The organism is Flavivirga jejuensis (assembly GCF_030540765.1).
In the GTDB taxonomy this organism is placed as follows: domain Bacteria; phylum Bacteroidota; class Bacteroidia; order Flavobacteriales; family Flavobacteriaceae; genus Flavivirga; species Flavivirga jejuensis.
In genome coordinates this window covers 1,075,213-1,101,990 of record NZ_JAUOEL010000001.1, presented here as the reverse complement: position 1 = coordinate 1,101,990, position 26,778 = coordinate 1,075,213, and the positions used below count along the sequence as shown (strand labels likewise).

Annotated in this window: 11 protein-coding genes; 5 read left to right on the top strand and 6 right to left on the bottom strand. The window is 31.9% G+C overall.

The features are described from left to right. Positions 1-395 precede the first annotated feature (395 nt). From Q4Q40_RS04680 to Q4Q40_RS04655, 6 genes are all read right to left on the bottom strand, one after another. Entirely contained in the window at positions 396-1,298 is a 903-nt protein-coding gene (locus tag Q4Q40_RS04680; protein ID WP_303300563.1) for a BT_3987 domain-containing protein, read from the bottom strand. 20 nt (positions 1,299-1,318) lie between these two features. Then, positions 1,319-3,052, bottom strand: a complete 1,734-nt coding sequence (locus tag Q4Q40_RS04675; protein WP_303300562.1) for a RagB/SusD family nutrient uptake outer membrane protein — start codon at positions 3,050-3,052, stop codon at positions 1,319-1,321. Positions 3,053-3,078: 26 nt separating this feature from the next. Then, on the bottom strand, positions 3,079-5,892 hold the full coding sequence (locus tag Q4Q40_RS04670) for a SusC/RagA family TonB-linked outer membrane protein (protein ID WP_303300561.1): 2,814 nt from the start codon (positions 5,890-5,892) through the stop codon (positions 3,079-3,081). 52 nt (positions 5,893-5,944) lie between these two features. Then, positions 5,945-7,861, bottom strand: coding sequence for a RagB/SusD family nutrient uptake outer membrane protein (locus Q4Q40_RS04665; protein WP_303300560.1), 1,917 nt, complete (start codon positions 7,859-7,861; stop codon positions 5,945-5,947). Between the two features lie 11 nt (positions 7,862-7,872). Then, complete coding sequence (locus Q4Q40_RS04660) at positions 7,873-10,965, bottom strand: SusC/RagA family TonB-linked outer membrane protein (RefSeq protein WP_303300559.1); 3,093 nt, start codon at positions 10,963-10,965, stop codon at positions 7,873-7,875. A gap of 1,148 nt (positions 10,966-12,113) precedes the next feature. Continuing rightward, a complete protein-coding gene (locus Q4Q40_RS04655; protein ID WP_303300558.1) occupies positions 12,114-15,185 on the bottom strand; it encodes a glycoside hydrolase family 2 TIM barrel-domain containing protein in 3,072 nt (1,023 codons plus the stop codon). 734 nt (positions 15,186-15,919) lie between these two features. Between Q4Q40_RS04655 and Q4Q40_RS04650 the strand changes: the two genes are divergently transcribed. From Q4Q40_RS04650 to Q4Q40_RS04630, 5 genes are all read left to right on the top strand, one after another. Continuing rightward, a complete protein-coding gene (locus Q4Q40_RS04650; RefSeq protein WP_303300557.1) occupies positions 15,920-16,801 on the top strand; it encodes a hypothetical protein in 882 nt (293 codons plus the stop codon). A gap of 74 nt (positions 16,802-16,875) precedes the next feature. Next, positions 16,876-18,405, top strand: a complete 1,530-nt coding sequence (locus Q4Q40_RS04645; protein ID WP_303300556.1) for a sulfatase family protein — start codon at positions 16,876-16,878, stop codon at positions 18,403-18,405. A 33-nt stretch (positions 18,406-18,438) separates the two neighbouring features. Beyond that, positions 18,439-20,583: an alpha/beta hydrolase fold domain-containing protein gene (locus Q4Q40_RS04640; protein ID WP_303300555.1), complete on the top strand. Its 2,145-nt coding sequence runs from the start codon at positions 18,439-18,441 to the stop codon at positions 20,581-20,583. A gap of 576 nt (positions 20,584-21,159) precedes the next feature. Next, positions 21,160-23,805 (top strand): glycosyl hydrolase, encoded by a 2,646-nt coding sequence (locus tag Q4Q40_RS04635; RefSeq protein WP_303300554.1) that lies wholly within the window; start codon positions 21,160-21,162, stop codon positions 23,803-23,805. Positions 23,806-24,351: 546 nt separating this feature from the next. After that, positions 24,352-26,436 carry a ricin-type beta-trefoil lectin domain protein gene (locus Q4Q40_RS04630; protein WP_303300553.1) on the top strand — a complete coding sequence of 695 codons (2,085 nt, stop codon included), beginning with the start codon at positions 24,352-24,354 and terminating at the stop codon, positions 26,434-26,436. Positions 26,437-26,778 lie beyond the last annotated feature (342 nt).

Sequence of the window (26,778 nt, the reverse complement as noted above, 5' to 3'; positions counted from 1 at the left end):
AGTTGCTAATAATAAACACATAAACTTGAGGAAGGGTAAAAAAAGAATTTCTTGTAAAAGCCTCTTTTAATCTAACTAAACACGAGAAAAAGAATTCCTTGAAACCAATTATCTCAACCTTTGTCAGTAGAATTCAAAACAGAACCATAGAAGTCTTTAGTTAGTTTCATACCTTCAGTAAATTAATTACATGGAAGTGACTTAATTGAAGTTCGTTAAATTTGGTTAAAAAGTTACTGGACTACTAAAACCAGAAGATGACATTCTATATATAATTAAGTTTTCATTAATTATTAGATAAAAAAAGCCTCTCATAAAAGTTAGAGCTAAAAAACTTTATAAGAGGATGAGAGACTTTTTTTAATTAAGACTAAAACAAATACTAATACATTATACTACAAATCAAATTGATTTACACCATCAACAACTCTATTTCTAAATTCTAAAATATCAGTAGCCTTATAGCTAACACCATTAAAGTCAAAAGAGTAATTAAGAGTAACTTCTCTTGTTAATGGATCGTAAAACGAACCTCCATCATCTACAACAGTAACACCACCTGTAGCAGTTTCAATAGTTATTGTGTTATCATCAGCAACAATAACATTCAATTTTTTATCAGCTCCTCTTAAGTCAGCAATACCACTATATACTAGTGTATTTGGAGATTCCATTGTTAATTCTAAAATATCAGTAATACCACCTGGGTAAACAAATGTTCCGTTTGTGGTTCCAGTTTTTTCAACTTGTCCTTTTTGAACATAATTACCATATAATTGATTGATATAAGAAAACGTAATCATTGATGAGCTTAAATCTGACAAAATAGAATCTGCCTTAACAACATTATCTAATTGAAACCCTAATGCATAATTGTTTCCTAAAGAAACTGGATCTGCAAGAAAATTAATAGAATCTGCTTTTACATAAACAAACCCTTGAGTTTTTCCTGCAGGAATAACTATTTTATTATTTGCTGGGTTACCGTTATTATCTACAAGCTCATAATAATCTGATGGTAATATGGAACGACCTGCATCGGTTACAATAGCATCATCTAATGAAAAAGTAACTTCTACATTTTCTGTATTACTTAATCTTCCTCCCAATACAACACCAACACCAATTTGCATGCCTTCTCCCATTATAAAAGTACGGTCAATTGTTGGTTGTGGTAAATAAACTGAAGTATAGTCAAACTCATTTTCAACAAAATCGTCATAGCATGAAACAGCGCTCAATGCAACTATAGCCAACATTAATAATTTGGATATAGATCTTAATTTATTATTTTTCATAATTTTTAGGTTTAATTTTTTTACCATCCTTGGTTTTGTTTCAAATTAGTGTTCAATAACAATTCTGAGTAAGGTAAAGGTAAATAATAGTTTTTCTCTTCATAGGCTCTTTCTTCTACATCAATTTCTTCATAAGTAAAAGAACCATCTTCTTCTTTAGTTATTTTAGTACCTTTTATATTTTCGATATTATTTATTTCTTTCCATCTTCTTAAATCATGAAATCTTTCTCCTGTAAAACACAATTCGATACGTCTTTCATTTTTTAATAATTCTTTAAATAAATTCACATCACTTTGAATAGATGTTAAATATGGGTCTGAAAATAAACCTGCTCTTAATCTAACTCTTGCTAAAGCATCTCTGGCAGAATAATTTAACCCCGCTGGAGCTGTTTCAGCCTGTCCATAAGCTTCAATAACGGCCTCAGCATAGCCTAGATATACTTCTGTAAGTCCTAATTGAACATAAACTCTAAAATTAGTAGTTAATGGATTATCTGTTGCAGATGGGTCAAAATCTAAATCATTTAAGAACTTCTTCAAATAATACCCTGTTCTTGTACCAATATCTCCTATAAATCCACCAAAGTTATCTTCACCTCCTGTGAAAATTTCTAAAGAACCGTAATTATCACATGTTTCCTGATTATAACACTGATCTGCATTATAAAAGATTGATTTATAAAACCTAATATCTCTAGATGCGTATGGTGTTAATGCATCAAAAGAACTAGCTGCATCTGAAATAGGATACCCTCTTGAATCTGGAAATACATCGACTAAATTCTGTGATGGATTTATATTGCCTTGACCATACAAAGTTGGAGGATATAACGATTTTTCTAAAGAATTATCAGTTCTAAAGTCACGTAATCTCCAAAGATGATCTGGGTTATTTTCTCTACTATTATTAATAGCTTGTAATGTTTTTAAACCACCATTGATCTCAATCATATCATGTGCATATTCTGCAGCTAACTCCCATTTAGTGATATCGTTGTCTGGATTAAAAGCTGGACTTGCAGCAAACAATGCTACTTTTGCTTTTAAGGCATAAGCAGCTAAACCACTTGCTCTTCCTGTTTCTGTACTACTAAAACCAATATCTGTAGAGGTATAATCAAGAGGTAAATTATCTATGGCAACTTGTAAATCCTCTAAGATTTGATCCACACATTCATCGTAGGTATTTCTACTTAATGAATTATAGTCTTCATCTTCCAGAATACCATTTACAATAGGAAAACCTAACATATTTCCATCTGCATCTGGCCCACCATATATTTTTAATAACTCCCATTCTGCCCAAGCTTTTAAAAAGAAAGCTTCTCCATAATATCTACGAACAATATTATCACTTTCATCAGACATCGCTTCAGATGGAAAATATGGTAATCCAGTAGCGTGTACCAAATCAATGTATTCATATACACGTCTTATATTGTCATATGATTTTGCCCAAATATTATCATAGGGATGACTTGATGTAGGTCTCCAATTTAAGTTCGTATTATTTGTCTCTCCTGATCTTCTAACGGCATTATCTGTTAAATAATCTGCATTAAAATCTCTTGTAAATTCATCAAACGAATAGTCAGTGTAAATATCATTAATAATACCTCTAGACCTAGATTCAGACGTTACTACCTCTTCCTCACTTGTGAATTCAATTTCATCTTCCAAAAAACTATCACACCCTACAAGACTAAATGCTGATAATGCAATTGCTAATATGTTATTTATTAATTTCATATTTCTATTTTTTGTCATTTATCTTATTAAAAATTAAAAGAAGCTCCTAAAACTAAACTTCTCATCATAGGATATTCTCCAATTCCAGCATTTAAATCTTCAGGATCTAAATCCTTTATCTTACTGAATACAGCCAAATTGTTTCCTCTTAAAAATAACTTTACTTGTGAAAAAGGTCCTTTAGACACTAAGTAATCAGGCAATGAAAAACCTAATTCTATGTTTGCAATTCTAAAGAAGCTTCCGTCAACCAACCAATAATCTGAATTTTTATAATTATTTATACTTGTATAAGTACTTAATCTTGGGTTTGCATTTCCATTAGGTAAGTTATTATTCACACTGGCGTAATAATTATCTAAACCATTGTGTCTATAATACGATGAAGTAAGGTTTAAGTCGTAATCTGCAACACCTGCACCTACAATGTCTAAACTTATTCCTTTAAATTCAAACCCTACATTAATTCCATAATTAATTCTTGGAACACTATTACCTATAACTCTTTGATCTCTTTCATCGATTACGTTATCATTATTTTGATCAACATATTTAACATCTCCTATTTTTACGTCTCCAAATTGAGGTAAAGCACTGTCTATATTATCCGCGGTAAATAAACCATCAGATACATATCCTGTTATGCTAGAAATATCATTACCTTGTTGTAGTCTATATTCTTCAACATGCTGAACTTCTGCTATTTTTTCATTAGTAATCTTATTATAACCCAAATTGGCACCTATATAGTAATTAAATGATTTATCATTATTTCTAAAAACAATGTTAGAGTTAAAGCCTTCGTTTTTAAGATCGGAATAATTTATATATGGTAAATATCTAGATGCGTCTCCTAATGCATCAGAGTAAAACGCATTTGTATTAGTTATTAAACCTTCAATAGCATTGTTAAAATAATTCACATCTAATGACAATTTATTTAACAATTTTAATTCAAATCCTGCAGAAAGTTGTTTAGATGTAATCCAGTCAATATCATCATTACCTGTAATCGTCCGACGATAAACAAACTCATTTTGATTTGCACTGTTTACACCATAATATATTGAGCCAGTACCATTATTAGGAACTCCTTTTGTTCCTGTCCACCTGTCTAAAAAGAAAGGTATGCCATTATCGAATTCTGTACCAATAATTCCATAAGAAGCTCTAAATTTAAGATGATCAATGATATTGCTATCTTTTAAAAAGTTTTCTTTAGAAACTACCCACCCAGCTCCAAACGTTGGAAAAAATTTAGTTCTGTTTTTTCCTATAAACTTAGCATTGCTACTAGAGTTTAAATTAGCATAAGCGATATATTTATTTTTATACGCATAAGAAGAGTTAAGGTTAAATGTTAAATTACGTTGATCACTTGCGGTAGCCGTATTATTGGGTTGGTAAAACAAAAGGTGACTCAAATTTAAATTCAGTATTCCACTTTCTGTTTCGTTAACATAAGCAAAGTTACCTCCATAACTATAGTAACGTATAAGAGATACAGCATTTCTATTGGTGTTTGGATCTGAATTTCCACTTTGATATAATTTTAATGCTAAAGAATCTTGTTGATTAACGTCTTGTAAGTTTTCTATGGTGTATAGTTTTGGTGTGGCATTAGCAACAAGATTATGCTGATTATTTGTTCTTGACATAACATAAGTACTATATGTAAGACCTTTTACATAGTGGTTAAAATCAAAATCTAAACCTAAATCAAAAATAAGATTAGACTGGTAGTCTGTTCTTACACCTCCTTCTTCTAATTCTGCTAAAAGATTATCCGTGAATTGATTACTAACAATATAAGCAGTATCAGCCACTTTTAATGGATAGGCATTTGCTGGTACACTGTTTATTCTAGAAAAGATAGCATCACCATTTATAACTGCACGATCATTTCTTACAAACTTACCATAAACACTTGCATGTGCTGTAATTAATTTATTTAATTTAGTGTTAATTTTGGTTCTAAAAGTAATACCTCTACCATCAGTTCTTTGACCAACAGCCTCTAAGCCTTTCCAATCTGAGTAACCAATAAATGCACTATATTTAACATCTTCACCACCTCCATAAACATTTAAAGATGCTACATTAGATGTTGTTAAGTCTTCAAGAAAAGTATCTTGGTGATTTACATTTGGAAAATTAATAGGATCTGAACCGTTTTGATAAGCCTGAATTGCCTCAGCATTATACACATCTCCTAATCCATCATTGTTAGATGCTCTATTTACTACACTTGCATATTCTGCAGCAGATAAATGTTTTGGTAGGTGTGTAGGGGTACTTATAATACTTTGATAACTAACTTCTACCGTTGGTTTAACATTTCTTCCTCCTTTAGTAACAACATAAATAAGACCATTATCTCCCAAGTTCCCTAATAGAGAATTAAAAACAGCATCTCCAAGCACAATAACTTCTTCTACTTCTCTTAAATCTACTTGTAGTCCTCTTGGTTGTCCGTCTACTAAAATATTTGGAGTTCTACCATTTAAGCTATAAGAATAGCCACCTCTATCAGGAGAGTTATTTGTTCTAACAATCCTTAACCCAGGCACTCTACCTCTTAAAGAGTTAATTAAGTTATCGCCTGCGGTTTTTCTTAGTTCATCTCCAGAAATTCTAAATACACTACCTGTTGTATTTGTTAAATTAAAAACTCCAAATGGTGTTTTTAAAAGTTCATTCTCATTAGCTTTTATTTGAAGCGAATCTTTTGTTTCTAAACTACTATTTAATGGTGCTTTTTGAGAGACACCAATATTGACAGCAAGAATAGTAAATACGAAGAAAATAAAAAGCTTATATTCTTTTATGTTTATTTTCATTTGTTTTGTTTTATAGTTTTAAAATATGCTATTTGTAATATTAAAAATCGTATTACCAATTATCTGTTTGTCCAAAATCGGGTACCGCTTCTAGTTCTGAACTAGGGATTGGCCACCAATAATTTTTTTCAATAAACGTTTTCTTCAAATTAACTTGTTCTACGTTTTCAAAACTAAAACCTGTAGGATAAATAGCACTCACCCCACCTTGCCAGCGCATTTCTAAAAACTCTACTTTTTTATTTTCTTCTAAATGCGCTATTTTCCATCGTCTTATATCATCATATCTCATTGCCTCAAAACAAAATTCTATAGCACGTTCATTTCTAATCCTTTCTCTTAAAGTTGATGTAGACCCTGTATACATACCATTTACATTAGGCATACCTACTCTATTTCTAATTACATTTACAGCATCTAATGATGATAAACTTTGCCCAGGAGCTTTACCTGCTGGCCCATAGGCTTCGTTTGCTGCTTCTGCATAATTTAAATAGATTTCAGACATTCTAAAAATCATATTATTGACATAGAAATCTTCTTCTGCATTACAACAATTTCTTAAAAAGAATCCATTTGGCACCCATTTTCTTATACGGTAACCTGTCGAATTTCTTACTCGCCATAATTGATTTGCAGGGCTTGTTGGGTCATGTAAATCTACACCTAAAACCCCATTCTCATTTATAACTGCTAAATCTGCAACACCGCTAGTGTTTAATGGGGCAGAGTCTGTTACAATCCAAGGAACTCCATCGTATAATATAGCGTTGTAAAACCTAGGATCTCTATTGATAAAAGGTTCTTGGTCGTTATACGAAGGATCATCTTCAATAGCAAGACCATTTTTTGTTTCAAATTTTTCTACAAAATTGGCTGTTGCTCCAATGTTCATTGGATTAAAATTTCCTTTTACAATATCATATCCTGAAGTTAAGTAAGTTCTAGGAAGCGGAACTAATCCTCCATTTCCTATAGTATTATCATTTACCTCCATAAAAATAGCTTCTTGAGGTAATACTTTAGATTTTCCTGGTCCTACAAAAACTTTTCTGTAATTGTTTAATTTTTCTGGTTCTGAAACAAATAAATCTGCACCACCATGCCCTACATCCAAGTTAATGGCATCACTTGCGTCTATCAATTGATACAGTCCATTTTGACTTGCATAATTAATAAGATCTGATGCTGCAGTTGCTGCATCTACCCATTTTTGCGGATCATTATTGGTATTTGCAAGAGGGCTTGCAGCAAACAATGTAACTCTAGATTTTAACGCCATAGCCGCCCCCTTTGTTGGCCTTCCTATATTACCTGCTGTCCAATTTACTGGTAATAAATCTATGGCTTGTTCTAAGTCTATTAGTATATTCTCTAAATTACTTTCGTAACTTTCTCTAACTCTTGCTAAATCTGAATTTAGATCTAAATTTTCTGTAAGATATATAACACCACCATGTCTTTTTGTTAGCAAATGATAATAAAATGCTCTTAAGAAATAGGCTTGCCCTACCAGACCATTTATGGTTTCCTCATCTGCATTTTCTATAAGGTCTACATTTTCCAAAAAAGTGTTTACTACTCTAATTCCTTTCCATGACTCACTATATCTAACTGCTAAGTTTGGTGTATCTCTTTGTTGTACACCTAAATTAAGATCCATTAGAAATAAATAATCTCCATTTGCATAGGATTGATATCTTTCTTGCACACTATTATTATAACGTCCAGGGTATCCTTCATCAGACATGACCAAGCCAGATAATATATCGGGCTGATTAGATTTTGCTGTTGTTTCTGTTATTAGATAAGTATAACCTGCATCTAAATAATCTTCTGCTAAATTAACATCTGTAAAAATATCTAATTCCGTTAAGGCTTCAATATTGTCAATTTTATCTAGATAATCTTCACAGCCTACAAAAAGACTAGCTAAGATTAATAATAGTGTATATTTTTTTGTTTTCATTTTTTTTCTTTTTAAAAAGTCACATTAAGACCTAAAGTTAACCTTGCTAATATTGGAAAAACACCTGGATTATTTCCTTCTGGATTAGCATAACCTAAATCAGAAATAGTTAAGAGATTATTCCCATTTAAATAAAGTTTTAAATTACTTATACTATTACTATTTGTCATGTCAAAATTATATCCAAGATTCACACTTCTCAATTTTATATAATCTAAATTCACAATTCTATCTGTAGTGGCTGCAGCTAGGTTAGGATTGTTATCAACTATGTGTAATGCAGGATATTTAGCATCTGTATTTGTAGGTGTCCAGTAATCTAATTGATCTGTCCTTCCTGCAGCAACCCCTCCAGGCAATGCATATATTAAACTTTCATTAACCAATCCTTTATGCCCTGTAATACCACTGATTACAGCACCTAATGACCATTGTTTATAAGCACCATTTAATTTTAAGCTAAAACTATGTTGAGGCGATTTTGGTAAATCAAATCTAATTTGATCTTCAAGTTCAGACCCTATCACAGTACCATTTGCATTATAATCTATATATCTTAAATCTCCCAAACCAACACCCGAAGAATAAGTAGGGTAATTTACTACTTCGTCTATATTTTGGAAATATCCATCGGTTTGTAATACTGCTGTAGCACCAGCAGGCTTACCAGTTTTTCTTGCATACTCAGGCGTACCTTCTCCATCTGTAGCACTCTGTAAAACACGATTTTCATTGAATCCATATATACCTGTAATAGAATATCTGAATCCGCCTTTTGTATCATTTTTATATGTTAACGTTAATTCCATACCATGGCTTTCCGAAGCTTCTATATTTGCAAAAGGTAATGACGCTGTAGATCCGAAATAAAGAGGGACATTAGCTGATGTAAGTCTTGCTATTTGCCCCACTCTTTTGTCTTTGAAAAACTCTAGTTCTCCTGATATTTTATTCTCGAAAAACCCGAATTCAAGACCTAAGTTTTGTTTTGTAACTATCGCCCATGATAAATTTGGATTAGCAATTTGAGTTTCTGTGATAACGCTTTCAATAGCAGAACCATCTTCACCAAAAATAAACCTTCTATTTGATCTTGGGGTTATAGTATTGTATTCTCCTAAGTATTGCCAACGATTGAATCTTATAGGATTTGTATTCGCTATTTTTAAACCTGATTTTGTTCCAGTTTCACCATAAGAATATCTAATTTTAAAATTATTAATTGCAGGAATATGTTTTTTGATAAAATTTTCTTTTGCCAAATTAACTCCTAAAGAAAAAGAAGGAAACAATTCAAAACGATTTCCTTTACCAAAACTTTCATCTCCATTGTATGATCCACTCACCTCAAAGAAATAACGCTTGTCGTAATTATATGTACCTCTAGTAACCCAAACTTCTTCATAAAAAGGAAAATCTACGTTAGATATTTTTCTATTACGACTAACTACTGCTAAACCTGTTACGTCATGCTTTCCAAATGAACGGGCATAATCAAATTGTGCTTTTATGTATTCAATCTCTTCGGTAGTCGATAAACTTTCATTTCCTTCGACAAAATCAAGAGGACGTTCATAGTTTTCTCCTTCAGCAGAAGTCCAGGTGCCATCTCTTTCTAAATCATATCTATCTAACCTAACAGCTACAGATGTGTCAAATCTAGTTTGTCTTTGAGAAGTGTTACTACTAACAAAGTTGTATTTTCCATTAAACATTAAACCAGGAGTAATAAAATCTAAATCTTGTTCTAATTCAAAATCTATATTAAAAACTGCTTTATTACGATTTGTAACTCCATCTAAAGCATTACCAACTTGTTGACTAAATGGAAATCTAATTTCTGACAAACCTGGATAGAATGGATCTGGATACTGCTCCAAAACTTCTGCAGGATAAAATGGCACTCCACCACCAGGTGGTAATGTATACAAACCTAAATATGACCCAGCCGTTGTATTTCGTCCTGCTGTATTAACATTCTCTAACCTATTACTTATACTGGTTTTTAATCTTGTTGTTTTAGATAATGTAAAATCTAAATTTCCACGGAATGAATACCTTTTTAGCCTATGCTCAGGATCATAATCAAAGAATTGTCTAGACTGCGTAATATCGTTTTGTTGATAATAAGCAGCGGAAGCATAGTATTTTACAAATTCAGTTCCACCTCTTACTGATAATGATTGATTATAATTTGTTGCATAATCGTCAAACGTATAATCTATCCAATTTGTATTTGGATAAAGGTACGGTAAATCCTGGTCTCTATAATGAGCCAAATCTTCTTCTGTAGAGTAACCAATGTTATATACGGCATCATTGTTAGCCGCTACATTTCTAAGTCCCTCTGCGGTATAGGCATCTAAGGAATTGTATTTGCTGTCAAATATTTGTGCAGATACTTCACTGGTAATACTTATTTTAGGCTTTCCTATTTTACCTCGTTTTGTGGTTACAATAATAACACCGTTAGCACCTCTAATACCATAAACGGCAGTAGCAGCACCATCTTTTAAGATACTAACATTTTCAATGTCATCTGGATTTAAGTAAGCAAAACCTCCTACAGTTTCAACACCATCTATTAATACTAAAACATCTGTTTTACCACGAATATAAATTTCTCCAGCATCTGCTCCAGGCTGCCCTGTAGTTTGAATAATATTCACACCTGGTGAAAGGTCACTTAAAGCATTAATTACATTTGTTGCTCCCGACTCTACTATTTCTCCACCTTTTACTTGGTTAATAGCCCCTAAAACACTTTCTTTCTTTTGTTTACCATAACCAACTATTATAATTTCATCCAATGCTGCTGCATTTTCTTTCATTGTAACATTTATAACCTTTTGAGAACTATAAACAATCTCTTGATCCTCGAAACCTAAATAAGAAAAAGTTATAGTTTCCCCTGATTTAACATTAATTTTAAAACGGCCATCAAAATCTGTAACAGCACCATTTGAAGTGCCTTTAACTACAATATTAACACCTGCTAATGGTAGTTCTGATTCATCTTTCACCATCCCTGGAATATAGTTTTGCGACCAGAGAGGCGCAAGACTAAAAAAACATAAGAGAAGTGTAATTATCTTTAATTTCATAAATTTTAGTTTTAGTTGTAACTTTTTAAGTTGTTGTAAGTTTGATTTTTTTAAAGCGTTTGATTTAAAAGTTTTTTTTAAGTGTTTTTAGTTTTAAGTGTTTTTAGTTTTATCGAAATCATAGGATCCCTTTACCTACAAAACTAGAAGGTTTTAGGGCTTTGATTTTCTCAATTAGGGGGTTCAAATGTTACCAAAATGTAAATTTGCGATAAGCAGGTAGTGAATTTGTAATAAAAACCTTAGCATTCTAAGAAATATCTCATTTTATAGTTGTTTTTTTGAATATCCTTAATTTTTCATAATTCAAAAAAGACTTTTATTTTTAATTAAAATTAGATTATGAGTTTATTAGTTTTAAATGCAGTTAAAAGGCTGTTTTTTTTAACACATATCTCTTTCAGTTTCTAAAAATTTTTGACACAAATTTTATAAATTCGAAGGAATTCAGTTTTACAATATTTATTATTTTACACCTAGATATGTCACGAAGCAGACTTTCAATCTATCAAAACAAACCTATGAATTTCCAATCTGCGATTTATTGTTTGACAACGAATTTTTACGGGAAAGGTATTTAAAGAATGTCATTATCAAATTGGATTTACACCAATCATTATTTAAATCGAAGATTCATGAATTCTTATTTTTAAACAAGAGCTAGCGAACTAAACAAATTATATGGTTGTTTCGGGTGATAGTTAGTAATAAAAGGTATTAAACCTAAGGGCTAACACCTTGAACCTAATAGCGTCTGTTCGATGTAAATCATATTCAAAAAACCAGGTTAATTACTTAAAAAACAATCATTTGCTACATCAACAGAGCGAAGCATGGGCGACGAGACATCTCAGAAGGATGAGATTTCTCCTCCTACCTCATTCGAAATAACAAGGGTTATTCATTAAAATACTGATTATCAAATTGTAGTATATCGAAACTGACGTTAATAATAGGAATCGCCTCAAGGGTCGGAGAATTTTTAGATTCAAAGGAATTCAGTTTTGCAATATTCAACGAAACAGACTTTCAGTCTACCAATCCACCAAAGCAAACCTATGAGCAAGAAACCCATAGGAGTGATTTCGTTTTTTCTTTTACAATATAAAATCGGAGAATGTTTTTTTGATATAGATTGGTGCTATTGTTTAGTTGATTGTAATCTCATCAATAAACAGTTCTTTATTATCTAGCGTTTCTAATTTTATGGTATTGGCACCACGATCTATTAGAATAGGAATTTTTACACTGCTCCAAGAGCTTCCTTTATTATCTGTATTTTTTAAAAACAGTTTGTTACTTATAACCTTACCATTAACAGTAACTTTAATATAAGTTCCAGAAGTGTTGTCTGTTTTAAAACTATAACGGATGCTTAAATCGGCATTACCTGTTGCTCCATCATTTTCTTGATACCAAGATATAGACGCACCTTTTTCATTCATACCAACATATCCTTTACCCTTAAAGTTTGCTCCTTTTGTTAAAATTTTAGCTTTATTGATAGTTGCTTCTTCGGCTTGCTCTCCTATTTGTCCATGACCTGCTAATGTTTTATTCCAAGTAAACCCTTCGTTTTGCCCAAAGGTTTCTTCTAAAATTTGGATCGCTTTTCCATCAATAACTATTAATGCTTTTACAGTGGTTTCTAAATCAATTTTAAAACTACCTTTATAAATAGGGGAATGTTGTGTTGGAACGTCTCCATTTGTAGTGTAATAAATATCTATTTTAGGAGCTATTTTATCACCTCTCAAATTAATGATTTCTGTATCAATACTTACTTTGTTAGATGTTATTAATTTCTTCTCTCCCAATATACAACTAGCTAATAAATTGATACTTCCCGATGCATTTGTAGGCTCTACATAAGCACGAGTTAGTCCGTAAAATGCTTTTCTGTGATTTGGTCCCTCATGCTGCTCTATATCTACAGGGCTTCCATTATCTAAAGCTTTTATTTTACCAGCACCCAGGATATTAAAATAAGTTCTATTTTCTCCGTATGGATAAAACGTGCCTTCCTTGTCTGTCGTAGTAACCCGAATCTGTACAATATCATCCACTTTATTTCCAAGAGATTCTCCGTCTATGGATAATTTAATATTAGAAGGTGCATGAGCTGTTTTTACTATTTCTTCCGAAACAATTTTTCCATTTTTATAGCCTACAGCTTTTAAAGTTCCTGGTTGCCATTTCACCATCCATTGGCATTGCATATCTTCCCAGTTTTTTCCTGGCTTTTGTTTTCCTAATAATGTATCATTAAAGAACAATGCCACTTCATCACAATTAGAATACACCCAAACAGGAATTTCTGTTCCTAAAGCAACTTTTGGATGTGTCCAATGTGGCAAAACATGTACCATTGGTTTAGTTGTCCACTGACTTTGATATAAATAGAATAAGTCTTTTTCGAAATTTGCTAAATCTATAGCACCTCCCATAAAGGCTCTAAATGGCCAACCTCCATGTACATAACCTGCTTCCCCGATATAATCATGACCTGTCCAACGAAAAGAACCTGCATAAGCTGGAATATCACGAAGTTGGGCTATATTTAAACGAGAAGACACACGTACTGTAGCATTATCATAGCTTGAATTAAAAATTTGTTTTCTGTTTTTTCTATCAGCTTCTTCGGTCCAATCGTGTGTAAAAACTTCTTCTTCTGTTAAGTCTGCAATGGCATAAGGTCTTTGGTTTTTGTTAGGAAAACCATCTCTAAACCATGTTTTTGTTCTGTAATAACCTCTTACTTGCCACGTATGTGTATTTTCTGTACCTATAAAAACTTTTCCTTTTTGTTTGGTTTTCAAATTTTCTAAATACCCTTTCTTTTCACTACTTCCGTTTACTCCTAAAACATTCATATATTCTGAACCAGAGTGACCTGATGTTACTGGGCGCGTAGGGTCTAAAAGATTACAGGTAGCAACTAAATCTTTACCTATAGCGCCTCGTGTTTCATTACCAACACTATAAATAACTATTGATGGATGGTTTCTATCTCTTTTAATCCAATCGGTCAAATCTTGTTTCCACCATGAATCAAAATGATGTGCTCCGTAATCATTTTTGGCTTTTTTCATCCAACCATCAAAAATCTCATCCATTACTAGCATGCCTAATTCGTCACATATATCATAAAAATCTGGCGTTTGCGGATTATGGGCTGTCCTAATAGCATTTACCCCCATGTCTTTTAATTGTTGTATTCTGAAACGTAAAATTTTATAGGGCACAGCTGCTCCTAAAGCTCCAGCATCTTGATGATTACAAACACCTTGCAGCTTTACGTTTTTACCATTTAGCCACATGCCTGTTTCTGTTTTCCACTCAATATCTCGAACACCAAATTTTGTTTCAACAACATCTACAATGTCCTTCCCTTTAAGTAACTCTGTTTTTAATGTATATAAATATGGAGTTTCGGTTGACCAACGTTTCGGGTTTTCAATATGTAGTTTTGTTTTAACTAGTAAATCTTTCTCTAATTTTATTTTGTCTTTAGTAGAGACAACCGTTGTTCCATCCGCATCAATAATAGAAGTAATTAGTTTTACATTTTTGCATTTCTCAGCTTTATTAAACACATCTGTTTCTATAAATATATTTTCTCCTTCAGTTTTTATAAATATACCATCTCTATCAATGTGTGTATTATTTTTTATGTCTATCCAGGTGTGTGCATAAATACCACTTCCTGTGTACCAACGCGCTGAGGGTTGTTTGTCATTATCTACACGAACAGCAAAAGTGATGGTATCAGATTTTTTTACAATGTCACTAATATCATAAGCAAAAGAAATCCACCCATAAGGTCTAGTTCCTAATTCTTGTCCATTTGCCCAAACGGTACTATTCATAAAAACGCCATCAAAAGCAATTTCAATATGCTTTCCTTTCCAGTCTTGAGGAACAGGAATGGTTTTTCTATACCATCCAAAACCTGCTGGCAAATAACCACATTGGGCTCCCATAGGATTGTTTGCATCATACGTGCCTTCAATACTCCAATCGTGAGGTAAATTTAAAGTTCTCCAAGAAGCATCATTAAAGTCAATTTGTTCTGCTCCAGATACATCTTGTTGAATAAATTTCCAATTCGCATCAAAACTAATTCTATCTGTTATACTGTTTTTGGGGTTATTGTTACTGTTAAACCCCGATAGTGTTAAACTAAGAGCAAAAAGTAGAACGAAGTTCTTAATACACATTGTTTTTTGTTTTTATGTAATTAGTTTTGTCAAAAAAAATAAAAGTAAATTTAAGAAACTGTTTAAATTTTATCCTTTAGTTTTTATTGTAAATCCTTTAGTTTATTGTAAATTTTAATCTCATGTAAAACCAACATGATATATGCATGTTTTTAATGATTAAAAATATATTCGAAATATATCAACTTACATATTTCTTTGCGTGTCAAAAACCACCCACATATGTTGCAAAATATGCAAAAAAAGCACACTGTCACAATATGCAACATTAGTAATCTTTTGTTTTTGAATATTTTGAGTGATTATTAATATAAACTTTTAAGGGTTTTTAATTATTACTTAATCTTACTAATTACTTCTAATCGTCAACATATTTCTGCATTTTACCAAGTAGATTTTTGTTTCTAAAATAAAACTAGAGGTTCTTTTTCATCAAAAATTCACTAACTGTGTAAGATGAAATTTCGTTAAGATAGTCGTAAAAATACTTGCATTAAAAACGCATCGAAACACACTAAAAGTTTCAAAATTTGTTTTTATTTTTTTATTAGAAAAAGCATTTACACGTAACATTTACGCCCCTTAATTGAGAAATTAAAGAGAACCAAACCTCCTAACTTTGTAAGACAGACTATTTTATGCTCAATATAATCAATGAGTTATAAAGGAATTAATATATAGTACTTAAGGTAATACTTATTTTTTGAGACCTAAAAGCATAAATTAAATCAAAAATGAAAAAAACTACTCTAACCTTTTTTGTGCTAATGATTTCTATGGCTGTAAGTGCCCAAACAACGATCTATACTAATGATATGGATTATGTTATTGGTGATGTAAAACAAGCCTTTATTCAAAATAGAATTACAACAAAAACGCAAGCTCAATACTTGATTAAAGGGTTGAAGAATTTAGGTGTAAATGGTATACGCCTTCCTATTTTTGCTGAAGGACTTACACCTAATAAAACCATGTTTGATTATTTTTATAATCTTGCGGTTGCAGAAGGGTTTCCGATTTTTGCGAATCCAGCACAAGGTGAAGGAGGACATCGAATAGCATGTGAAATGCTAAAAGGCAAGCTTTGCAAAGTAAAAGATGACCCTTCAAAAACAGCCATTTTAATCAATAGGATTAAAAGTTTTGCTAATGAGTATGCATGTAAATGGATTAACCCTTTTAACGAAGATGGTGCTCCAGGGGCGACATGGAGCTTGGCTCAAATGAATACTATTTACGATACCCTTAAAGACAATGTAAATGGAGCCGAACTTATTGGTCCATGCGTATGGGGTATTCCAGCAAGTATTCGTGTAATGAATGAAACCTCTATAAAGAAGAACATAACCGTTGCATCTACGCACAATTTAGGCTATCATCATAAACTATGGTCAGACTTTATTGCTTTAGCAAAAGCAAATAATTTTCCTGTCTGGGACTCGGAAGTAAATCATAACATTTCGGAATCTAATAGTAGAGAAACACGGCTTGAAAAGGCTGTGGCGGCTAAAGTTGATGGATTAGTTATGTATAATATTTGGAATACAATAAATCTAACTAATGGTTCTATAAATAATAAAGGAAAGGTAATGATGGCTATTTATTTAAAAGAATAGCTATGTAGCTTCTTACACCAGCCCAGAAGGAAACGTAAATCACTTTACAATGACAATTGGTTTAAAATAAAAAAATGAGACATAAATTTTACAGATTATTTTTAACAGTAGCTATCGCATTTGTGAGTTTTAGTTGTAAAAACGAAACAAAGGAATCACAAATCGCTGTTGATACTAAAAATAACAAACCAAACATTGTCATTATCTATTTAGATGATTTAGGTTATGGTGATTTAAGCTGTTATGGAGCAACAGCAATTAAAACACCAAATATAGATGCCTTAGCAACTGGAGGTGTGAAATTCACTAATGGATATGCCTCTTCTGCTACTTGTACCCCAAGTCGTTATGCGCTGCTAACAGGCATGTATCCTTGGCGAAATAAAAATGCAAGAATATTAGCAGGTAATGCACCATTATTAATAGATACAAAACAACAAACGTTACCTAAAATGCTATCAAAAGCAGGGTATCAAACAGCTATTATAGGAAAATGGCATTTAGGTTTAGGTTCTGGATATGTAAACTGGAACGAAACGATTAAACCAGGTCCTAATGAAGTTGGTTTTGATGCGTCTTATATTCTAGCAGCTACACAAGACCGTGTGCCTACTGTATATATTGAAAATGGTCATGTTGTAAACCTAGACAAAAACGATCCTATTGAAGTTGATTATAAAAAGAATTTTAAAGGGGAACCTACAGCAAAATCAAATCCAGAAATGCTAACTATGGCATGGCATCATGGACATAATAATAGTATTGTAAATGGCATTCCAAGAATTGGATATATGAAAGGTGGAGAAGCCGCAAAATGGAGTGATATAGATATGGCCGATCATTTTTTAGGAAAAGCAAAAAACTATATAAAGACACATAAAGACAACCCATTTTTTCTTTACTATGCCATGCAACAACCTCATGTACCTAGAACACCGCATCCTCGATTTGTTGGAAAATCTGGTATGGGACCAAGAGGCGATGTTATTTTAGAAGCTGATTGGTGTATTGGTGAATTTATAAAAACACTCGAAGAAGAAGGCGTTTTAGAAAATACATTAATTGTATTTTCTAGCGATAATGGTCCTGTTTTAAATGATGGTTATTACGATGAAGCCGTAGAGAAATTAGGAAATCATGATCCTAAAGGCGGTTTGCGTGGTGGTAAATACAGTCTTTTTGAGGCAGGTACTCGTGTGCCCTTTATTACTTACTGGAAAAATCATATCAAACCTAATGTGTCTGATGCTATTGTATGCCAAATGGATTTATTGGCTTCCTTAGGGAATCTTGTAGATATAGATGAAAGCACAACAGATAGTAAAAACTTACTCAATACCTTATTAGGAGAATCTCAAAAAGGTCGTGATCATTTAATAATTGAAGCTAAATCTCATACTGCTTTGCGTAGTGGCGATTGGATTATGATTCCACCATATAAAGGAAAAACTATCAATAAAAAAGTAGGAACTGAAACAGGAAATTCTTTAGAATACAAACTATACAATCTTAAAAAAGATATTGGTCAACAAAACAACTTAGCAAAAGAAAACCCTCAAAAATTAAAAGAAATGATTCAAATTTTTGAAGGTTTGAAACTATAAAAACAGTCTCTTTTTTATAAACATAAAAAAAATATGAAAATTTTAAACACTCTTATTATTGTCATTATATTATCTAGTTTAACTGGGTTCAGTCAAACACAAGTAGTCTTATTAGAGAATGCTAAAGGAATAGTTCCAGATAATTTAGGATCTGTTACACTTTGGGAAAATCAAATTGATGGCTACCCAGATGCCACGCAAAGCGACACTAATCTTGGAGCTGAACAATCTCATGAAACTTACCCAGGAAAAACTACTGTTCGTTTTAATAAAGATGGTTCTTTTCTTAAAATAGAAGGAAGCGGAGGCTATGTTTCAGACAAAGCTTATAGTATTTTTTATGTGGGTAGTGTACTTGATCAAAATAGTGGAGATAAAGAAGCTTCTTTAGTTAGTAATTATAGTATCCCTACTTGGAGTACTGTTACAGGAATTAGATTAATAAGAACTTCTGATGGTAGAGTTTGTTTAGATTATTCTAAAACTGGAAACTATAGACGTTTAACTTTAGGTACTGTGCCTATAGATGGATTTTTCTTTTTTGGATTTAAGATAGATGCAAATGGAAACTATAAATATTTTGACAATACATCTCCTATCATTACTGTAGGGAAAATTAATGATACCATGATTCCTAGCAACGAAGACCTTAGATTCAATCTTTTTGCAATCAAAGGAGATGCAAAAACTTATTCTCATACAGAAATGGTAGAGTTTTCATTATATGACGGTACACTTAATGATGTTGACTTTCAAAATGAATATAATCGTTTAGCAACTGATTATAATGATTTAGTTGTTCCAGAATTTTCCGTTAGGGAAGTTTCTCCAGAAGATAAAACAGGCTTACCTGCTGATAGTCCTATTGTAATTACATTTGATCAATCTATAGATGAAAACTCTGATTACCCAAAAATTTATGTGAATAAGAGTGATACTGAAGCTTCTGGTAATTGGGTTTTATCTCCTTCTAATATTCTTACTTTTACCCCAACTGAGAATTGGCCAGCTAATGGGTTGGTATCGGTACAAATACAAGAAGGTCTTAAATCTACTAACGATCTTTCAATTGCTTTGGCTAAAGGAGATACCTATAATTTTATTGTAGAGGCTGAAAAAACTTTTGAATATGTAAGTTATCAATTAGATGAACCAATAGCTACTGTAGACTTTCCTATTGTAGGTCATAAACTACCTTTAAGGTTAACAACTCCTGTCATCAATGAAAATACAACCAAAAAATTTCCTGTACACATTTGGGTACACGGTGGTGGTTGGGCTGGAGGTTCTCCAGAAGCTTCCGATGCATCTTATTCTCCTCAAGGAGAGTATTTAGCAGAAAACTTGGGCGTTGCCTCTTTAGGAGTATCTTACAGATGTTCAGGTTCTAGTGGAACTTTCTCTTTAGCTTTAGATGATGTAGATACAGCCTACCAATGGGCTTTAGAAAATGCCGAACAATACAACTTTGATATGACAAGAGTCTTTTTTAGCGGCGGTTCTGCGGGTACGCCATTAGCAGCATTGATAGCACAACGATATGAGGGCGTTTTAGGTTATATTGGATTCAATGGTATTTATGATTTTGTAAATGATGCAGGTGATTTTGGTGTAGGTAATTGGTATAAACAAAATGTACCTAGCGAAACAGCCAACTCTCCTATTTTTCAATTGAGCAATACACCTCCTGCTGCAATTATGATGCATGGTGATGCAGACACAACAATATCCCACACACAAAGTACATTATTTGCAGATGCAATAAAAGCCAAAGGTGGAGATGCAGAAGCTGTAATTTATCCAGGAGAAGTTCATGCGTTTTTTAACCCAGGAAAACCAGCATATGAAGATGTTTTAATTGAAATGGTAAACTTTATAAACAGAAAACTTAGCGAACAAAGTCTAAGTGTTATAGATATTAACAGTAGCGATAAAATAAAAGCGTACCCTAATCCTGTTAAAAAAGGCGATAATCTTCAATTAAAATCAAATTTTAATTCTGAAAAAGTAGACGTTCAAATAATGAATCAACTAGGACAGATCATATTGAGTAAGAGAGTTTACACTATTGAAGATAATATAATTAGTATTGAAACTAAGGCATTTAAAAGTGGCATTTATATTTTAAAAATATCTGTAAATCAAACTTCAAATTCGCTAAAATTTATTATTAAATAATCAAAAATAGATATTGTTTCGTTTTTTGATTTAGAACTAAATAGATTAAGAGTATGAACTTGAATAGAGCAGTTAAACAGAAATGTTGAAATTATTTACTCATTTGTAAATAATGAAAGAAAATGGGTTATATTGTAATAAAACCCTGTAATTTTATTTCAGTTACTTTAGTTTCTATAAACTTTTGAGACATCTTATAATAATGAGATTCCTCTTCGTTAGCTACGCTATATACATTCAAGTAAAATACATTTTACTTTCTGTAGCATTAGGAATGACAAGCTATTCTCAGAAAAGAATTTCATTCTTTTGTTTAAAACTATGGATTTCAAATCCATGGTTTGTTAACGCATACTTCTGTAAACTGTTAAATACATTTAATGTCATCTACAGGAAAATATTTATCATTTTTTGCAAATATTCAAACAGAAAATATAAAGTACGCTACAATCATGTAGTAACAAATTCACCCCTAAATTGAGAATTTTACTTCATTAAAAATATTTACTTTAAAGAATATTCAAAATTTATTTTGAGTATCAATATAATACAAACTAAACTTAAAATTTAACCAACATGAAAATTAAACTAAAATTACTTTATTTAATGGTCATTTTTTTTACCATTAACAATTTTGCACAAAATAATAATTGTGGAACAATTATAAACGAAACATTTGATGGTACTGGAGCATTACCATCAAATTGGATAGAATACAACACGTCTGGTCGAGTTACATTAGACTCAGACAGGTTAAAGTTTGATCATAATTCAACAATGCCTTCTGTTTACACTACTTTTACACCAACATCTGAAAATTCTGCCTTTTCTTTTGATGTATCGGCTACACGTGCAGCTGTAAATTGTCAAGTACATTTATTGTCTTCAACAGGGAAATATATATCTAGTGTTGCATTGGGTAAAGGAGACGCAACTATAAAATTTGCGACTACTATGGATGGGGATGCCCCCAGTGGTTTTATAGAAGGAGATCCTGTTGTAAGTTTTCCTGCAAACACAAACTTTACTATTTCTACTCAAATAGATTTTACTTCTAATACAGTTAATTTTTATATTGATGGAGTTCTTGTTATGGTTGATACTCCATTCCTAGAAGATGCTGGAGATGCTGCTAAAATTGATATTCAGTTAATTTATATGTATAATAATAATGGTCAGTTTTATTTTGATAATATGTCTTTGTTTAATGCAGAGGAAAATCGATTACAACTAACAAGTGCTGTAGCATTGGCAGAAGACCTAATAAATAACGCATCTATAGGAACGATATATAATCAGTATCCACAATCTGCAGCAGATACTTTTCAACCGGTAATTGACACAGCAAATACAGTGCTTTCTAATTGTAATGCTTCTTCTTCTTTAATAGATAGCACAATTACTCAATTACAAACAGCGAAAGACACATTTGAAGCTACTAGAGTTAATGACCCTGTATTAAAAATGTATAGTGGATCTAATTTTACAGGTGAAGAATATGAAGTTTATTGTGGTTATTATAATGGTGGTTTAGGAACCTATGAAGATTGGGCTGTATCATTTACTTTAGAAAAAGGATATATGGCTACTTTTGCACAAGACATCAATGGCTTAGGTGTTAGCAAGATATACATTGCTCAAGATAATGCTCTACAAATTAACCTGCCTAATGATTTACAAGGTTCTATTTCATTCATACGTGTCAGTCCTTGGTATTCTGTAGCTAAAAAAGGAAGTTTAGGGGATGTAAAATGGACGACTTCAGATAATTATAATACGACGTGGCATTATAACTGGGGCTTGGGTTTGAGTCTTGAAAACACTCCAGAAGTGCAATTTGTTCCAATGGCATGGAGTAAAGGAGATAATTATACATCTGTAGAGAATATGGAATCAATAGGAGAGAATATGAATTATAATAATCTCTTGGCGTTTAATGAACCTGATAATTCGGGACAATCGAACTTGACGGTAGCAGAGGCTTTGGAAGCTTATCCAAAACTATTGGCTTCTGGTCTTAGAATAGGTGCTCCTGGTGTTGAGAATATACAATACAGTACAACAGATGATTCGTTTCATGATGATGCTTGGATTAAAGAATTTATGGACTCATGTGTAGTACGTGGCTACCGTGTTGATTTTATTCCAGCACATGACTATATACGTCGTTCAAAATCTGCCTTCATAGAACGTTTCAAAGGCCTTCATGATAGATATAACCTTCCAGTATGGGTGACAGAATACAACTATGGTAATCCAAATATGGGATCTGCAAACCTTACAGTAGAACAAGGTTATACCAATATAAAGGGCTTGACAGAAGTTCTTGAAGAGGCTGATTTTATCGAACGTTATAATTGGTATTATTTCTTTGGGGCATCTTCAGGAATAGGTGGCATGACCAATGGCGAACTGAATATTATTGGACAATTCTATCGAGATTTTGAATCACAAAATCCTTCATATATTCAAGAAGAATATGAAGGGCAGCAGCAGTTTAGTACAGATAAAGCATATTACATTGACTGTCCTGATGTTAATAAAAGACTAGCATCTACAGGTGAGAGTGAAGATGCTTATACAACATCTACAAATACTACTGGAGATGATGTAGAATGGAAACTTGTTGAAAAAGGAAATGGCTATTACCATATACAACGTGCGGCAGGAGGATCTAAACCAAGACTAAGAACTGATCTTACAGAATTTGCAGATATGCAAAGTACAGGATCAAGTGGATCTTGGACTTATTTTGAATTTACACCAGGTTTTTCTACTGGTACTTATCATTTAACACTTCCAGATCTTGCAGATTCACAAAGAAGAAGATTACAAGTTACCAGTGGTGGTCTTGTAAAAATGGTAACTAGTGCTAGTGCAGGAGGTTGGGTGTCTTTTACTTTTACAGAAGTAGATGGTAGTAGCCAATCAAAAAGTTCTAACTCAAAAGAAATTGAGGTTCAAACAACATCGAAACTTACATTTCCAAGTCTAATTAATTCATCAAACCTTAATTTTGAACCACTAACATTATTAGAAAATAGGTCTAATTATACTTTGAATATTTATGGTTTAGATGGGAAACTTATATTCACAACATCCAATATGGAGGAAGCATGGATCCCGTCAAGAAAACAAAAAGGTATTTTTATTTTTCAAGCCACTTATATGAACGATCAAAATATTAAATCTATAGAAAGAGGGAAAATTGTTGTTCAATAGTATGTCATGTGACATTCTAAAATAGTGTTACAGAATTAATAAATAATAAGGTAGTGATTTTTAGATTGCTACCTTTTTTGTTTTATTCTGTTTACAGACTTGCAACAAAAGTGTACGTGTTTTATAAATCCATGTAACATTTTTGACTTTATAAGATTGTAAATTAACATTTTAACATCTTTTTTTTTAGAATTAAAAGCTCTTAAGGTAAAATGTTGTTTTCAATAATTTGATATTAAAAACGGTGGGGTCTCATAAGATTTATTTATAAGAATTAAAAAATAATTAGCAGCTAATCTCCATGTTTTTGGTAGAAAGAGAGATTTAAAACCTTTAGCTACAAATTGATCTTTTGATTTAGGAAAACATATATCATATATTGTTTTAAACCAATAATAGGAATTATCTTACTTTTTTCTTAACAACAATTCTACCCATAAATTGAGATTTTTACTTCGTTTAAAAATATTTACTTTAAAGAGTATTTGTATTTATTATCAATATAATACAAAGTATAATTATAAACTAACTTAAAATTTACCCAACATGAAAATTAAACTAAAATTACTTTATTTAATTGTTCTTTTTTTTACCATTAACAACAATTATGGACAAACTGTTAATAAAGCGACTATAAATCCGCTCGAAAAATTCGGTAGGGTTACAAAATACCATATGTTAGATATGAATCATAACCCTGGATCTTTAAATAATATCGGTAATGCAGAAACAGCTTTTGGTGAAGCTAAAATGAACAGCCTTAGAGTTCCATTATATTGTGGCGATTATTATGGTGGACATCCAGAAGAAGGTGTGGTAGTAGAAAGTGTTTACACAACTGTTTTAGAATCTATAGAGAATGCTAAAGCATCTTATAATGGTACTGAACCTTTTATGATTTTTGCAGGTCTTAAAGTAAATACTTCTGATAAAACAGAATATTTTCCTGATTGGGTAACAACAGAAGAACCAACTGTAGCTAATCCTGTAAAATATGCACAATTAGTTGTTGATTTTATTGAGTTTATGCATGGAAAAGGACATACAATTGATGCTTTTGCTTTTGATAAAGAAGCTGCTAGAATGGATGTTGAAGATTTTAAGATAGCTGTTGATGAACTAAGAGCAAGAACAGCAAGTCTTGGTTATGTTGTACCTAGAATTGTGGCTCCAGAATTATATAAGCCATTAGGAGAAAATGGGCCTTTAGATGAATTATACGACATTAATGGAGAAGATAGATTTGATGTATTTGGGAATCACTATTACCTAAATCACCATAATGCAACCAATCATCCAGATTTAAAATACGAATATGAACTAGCTCAAAGTGATAAATATCGTGAAGCATGGGCTACTGAAGCGCATTGGGATAAAATTAGGTGTAGTTTAGACTATGAAAAAGAATCAGATATCTGGACTTCCGAATATGCTATTGGATGTATGTTTGATTGGACTGATCTTGGATTAGATCTAGTAAGCTGGTGGGATTATCCTTTATCTGGAGGTAATTCACCAAGACATTATATAATGAGAGCTTATACTGAATCATTGATTGGTTCACAACCTATAAGAATGTTAGATCATGATGGAGAAGAAGTAATAAGTAGGTTGAAACTTCATAGTAGAGCATATATAAGAGATAATGAAGTAAATGTGTTTTTTATCAATGCTGTAAGCCCATGTAATACAAGTTTCACACCACCTTTTTACGAAGAATACCCTGTAGAAATTCTAGAAGGTTTTACAATTGATGGTGATATAAGTGTAACACGATGGGATGATGATGATCAGCCTGCAGGAGAATCTTTTATTATAGAATCCGTAGAAGAGAATCAGAATCAATTTTTACTAGACATACCAACAGGTTCATTTACCCATGTTTCATTTAAGATAAATGAGCCTAAACCTAATAGGGTCTATATCGATCATGTTGCTACAAATGTAAGATTAAGAACTAATGATGCTGCTACAGATGTAATAACTTCAGGAACAAATGAAACTGGATGGAAAGGATTTTGGGATATTGTAGATGCAGGTAATGGTTATTATTATGTACAAAATGTTGCTAATGGAAAAAAGTTACAAGCAATGTCTACTACTTTAAATGATGAGGCTTCTGTTAGAATCATAAATTCTTCGTTTACTGGTAATTTGGTACAATGGGAAATGATACCTATAGGAGATAACTGGTTCATTCAGAATAAACAACTTAACACAAGATTAAATATAAATAACTCTCAAGAAGTTTCAGTAGGTCAAAGTAGTTGGAATGGTCCATTTGTACAGTGGAAATTAACAGCCGTTGATGAAAATAGCCTAGGATTTGGTAGCCAATCAAAAAGTTCTAACTCAAAAGAAATTGAGGTTCAAGCAACATCGAAACTTACATTTCCAAGTCTAATTAATTCATCAAACCTTAATTTTGAACCACTAACATTATTAGAAAACAGGTCTAATTATACTTTGAATATTTATGGTTTAGATGGGAAACTTATATTCACAACATCCAATATGGAGGAAGCATGGATCCCATCAGGAAAACAAAAAGGGATTTTTATTTTTCAAGCCACTTATATAAACGATCAAAATATTAAATCTATAGAAAGAGGGAAAATTGTTGTTCAGTAGTATGTCATGTAACATTCTAAAATAGTGTTACAGAATTAATAAATAATAAGGTAGTGATTTTAGATTGCTACCTTTTTTGTTTTTATATTCTTTTGAGTTTATTCTGTTTGTAGACTTGCAACAAAAAGTAGGACAAATTTTCTAAGACCTAAGTTACATTTTTTTTCATAAAGCTCTAAATAGATATTTTAATGACTTTAGTTTTTAGAACTAACAGATTATAAAGTAAAATACTGTTTTCAATAATTTGATATTAAAAATAGTGAATATTGATAAAATTTATCAACCAGAATTGATAATTAACTAACGATCGATTAATGTAAATGTTTTTTTGATGAAAGG

Bases quoted from the DNA above. Each gene is read 5' to 3' on its own strand.
- Q4Q40_RS04680 (WP_303300563.1), bottom strand. From the start codon at position 1,298: ATGAAAAATAATAAATTAAGATCTATATCCAAATTATTAATGTTGGCT.
- Q4Q40_RS04675 (WP_303300562.1), bottom strand. From the start codon at position 3,052: ATGAAATTAATAAATAACATATTAGCAATTGCATTATCAGCATTTAGT.
- Q4Q40_RS04670 (WP_303300561.1), bottom strand. From the start codon at position 5,892: ATGAAAATAAACATAAAAGAATATAAGCTTTTTATTTTCTTCGTATTT.
- Q4Q40_RS04665 (WP_303300560.1), bottom strand. From the start codon at position 7,861: ATGAAAACAAAAAAATATACACTATTATTAATCTTAGCTAGTCTTTTT.
- Q4Q40_RS04660 (WP_303300559.1), bottom strand. From the start codon at position 10,965: ATGAAATTAAAGATAATTACACTTCTCTTATGTTTTTTTAGTCTTGCG.
- Q4Q40_RS04655 (WP_303300558.1), bottom strand. From the start codon at position 15,185: ATGTGTATTAAGAACTTCGTTCTACTTTTTGCTCTTAGTTTAACACTA.
- Q4Q40_RS04650 (WP_303300557.1), top strand. From the start codon at position 15,920: ATGAAAAAAACTACTCTAACCTTTTTTGTGCTAATGATTTCTATGGCT.
- Q4Q40_RS04645 (WP_303300556.1), top strand. From the start codon at position 16,876: ATGAGACATAAATTTTACAGATTATTTTTAACAGTAGCTATCGCATTT.
- Q4Q40_RS04640 (WP_303300555.1), top strand. From the start codon at position 18,439: ATGAAAATTTTAAACACTCTTATTATTGTCATTATATTATCTAGTTTA.
- Q4Q40_RS04635 (WP_303300554.1), top strand. From the start codon at position 21,160: ATGAAAATTAAACTAAAATTACTTTATTTAATGGTCATTTTTTTTACC.
- Q4Q40_RS04630 (WP_303300553.1), top strand. From the start codon at position 24,352: ATGAAAATTAAACTAAAATTACTTTATTTAATTGTTCTTTTTTTTACC.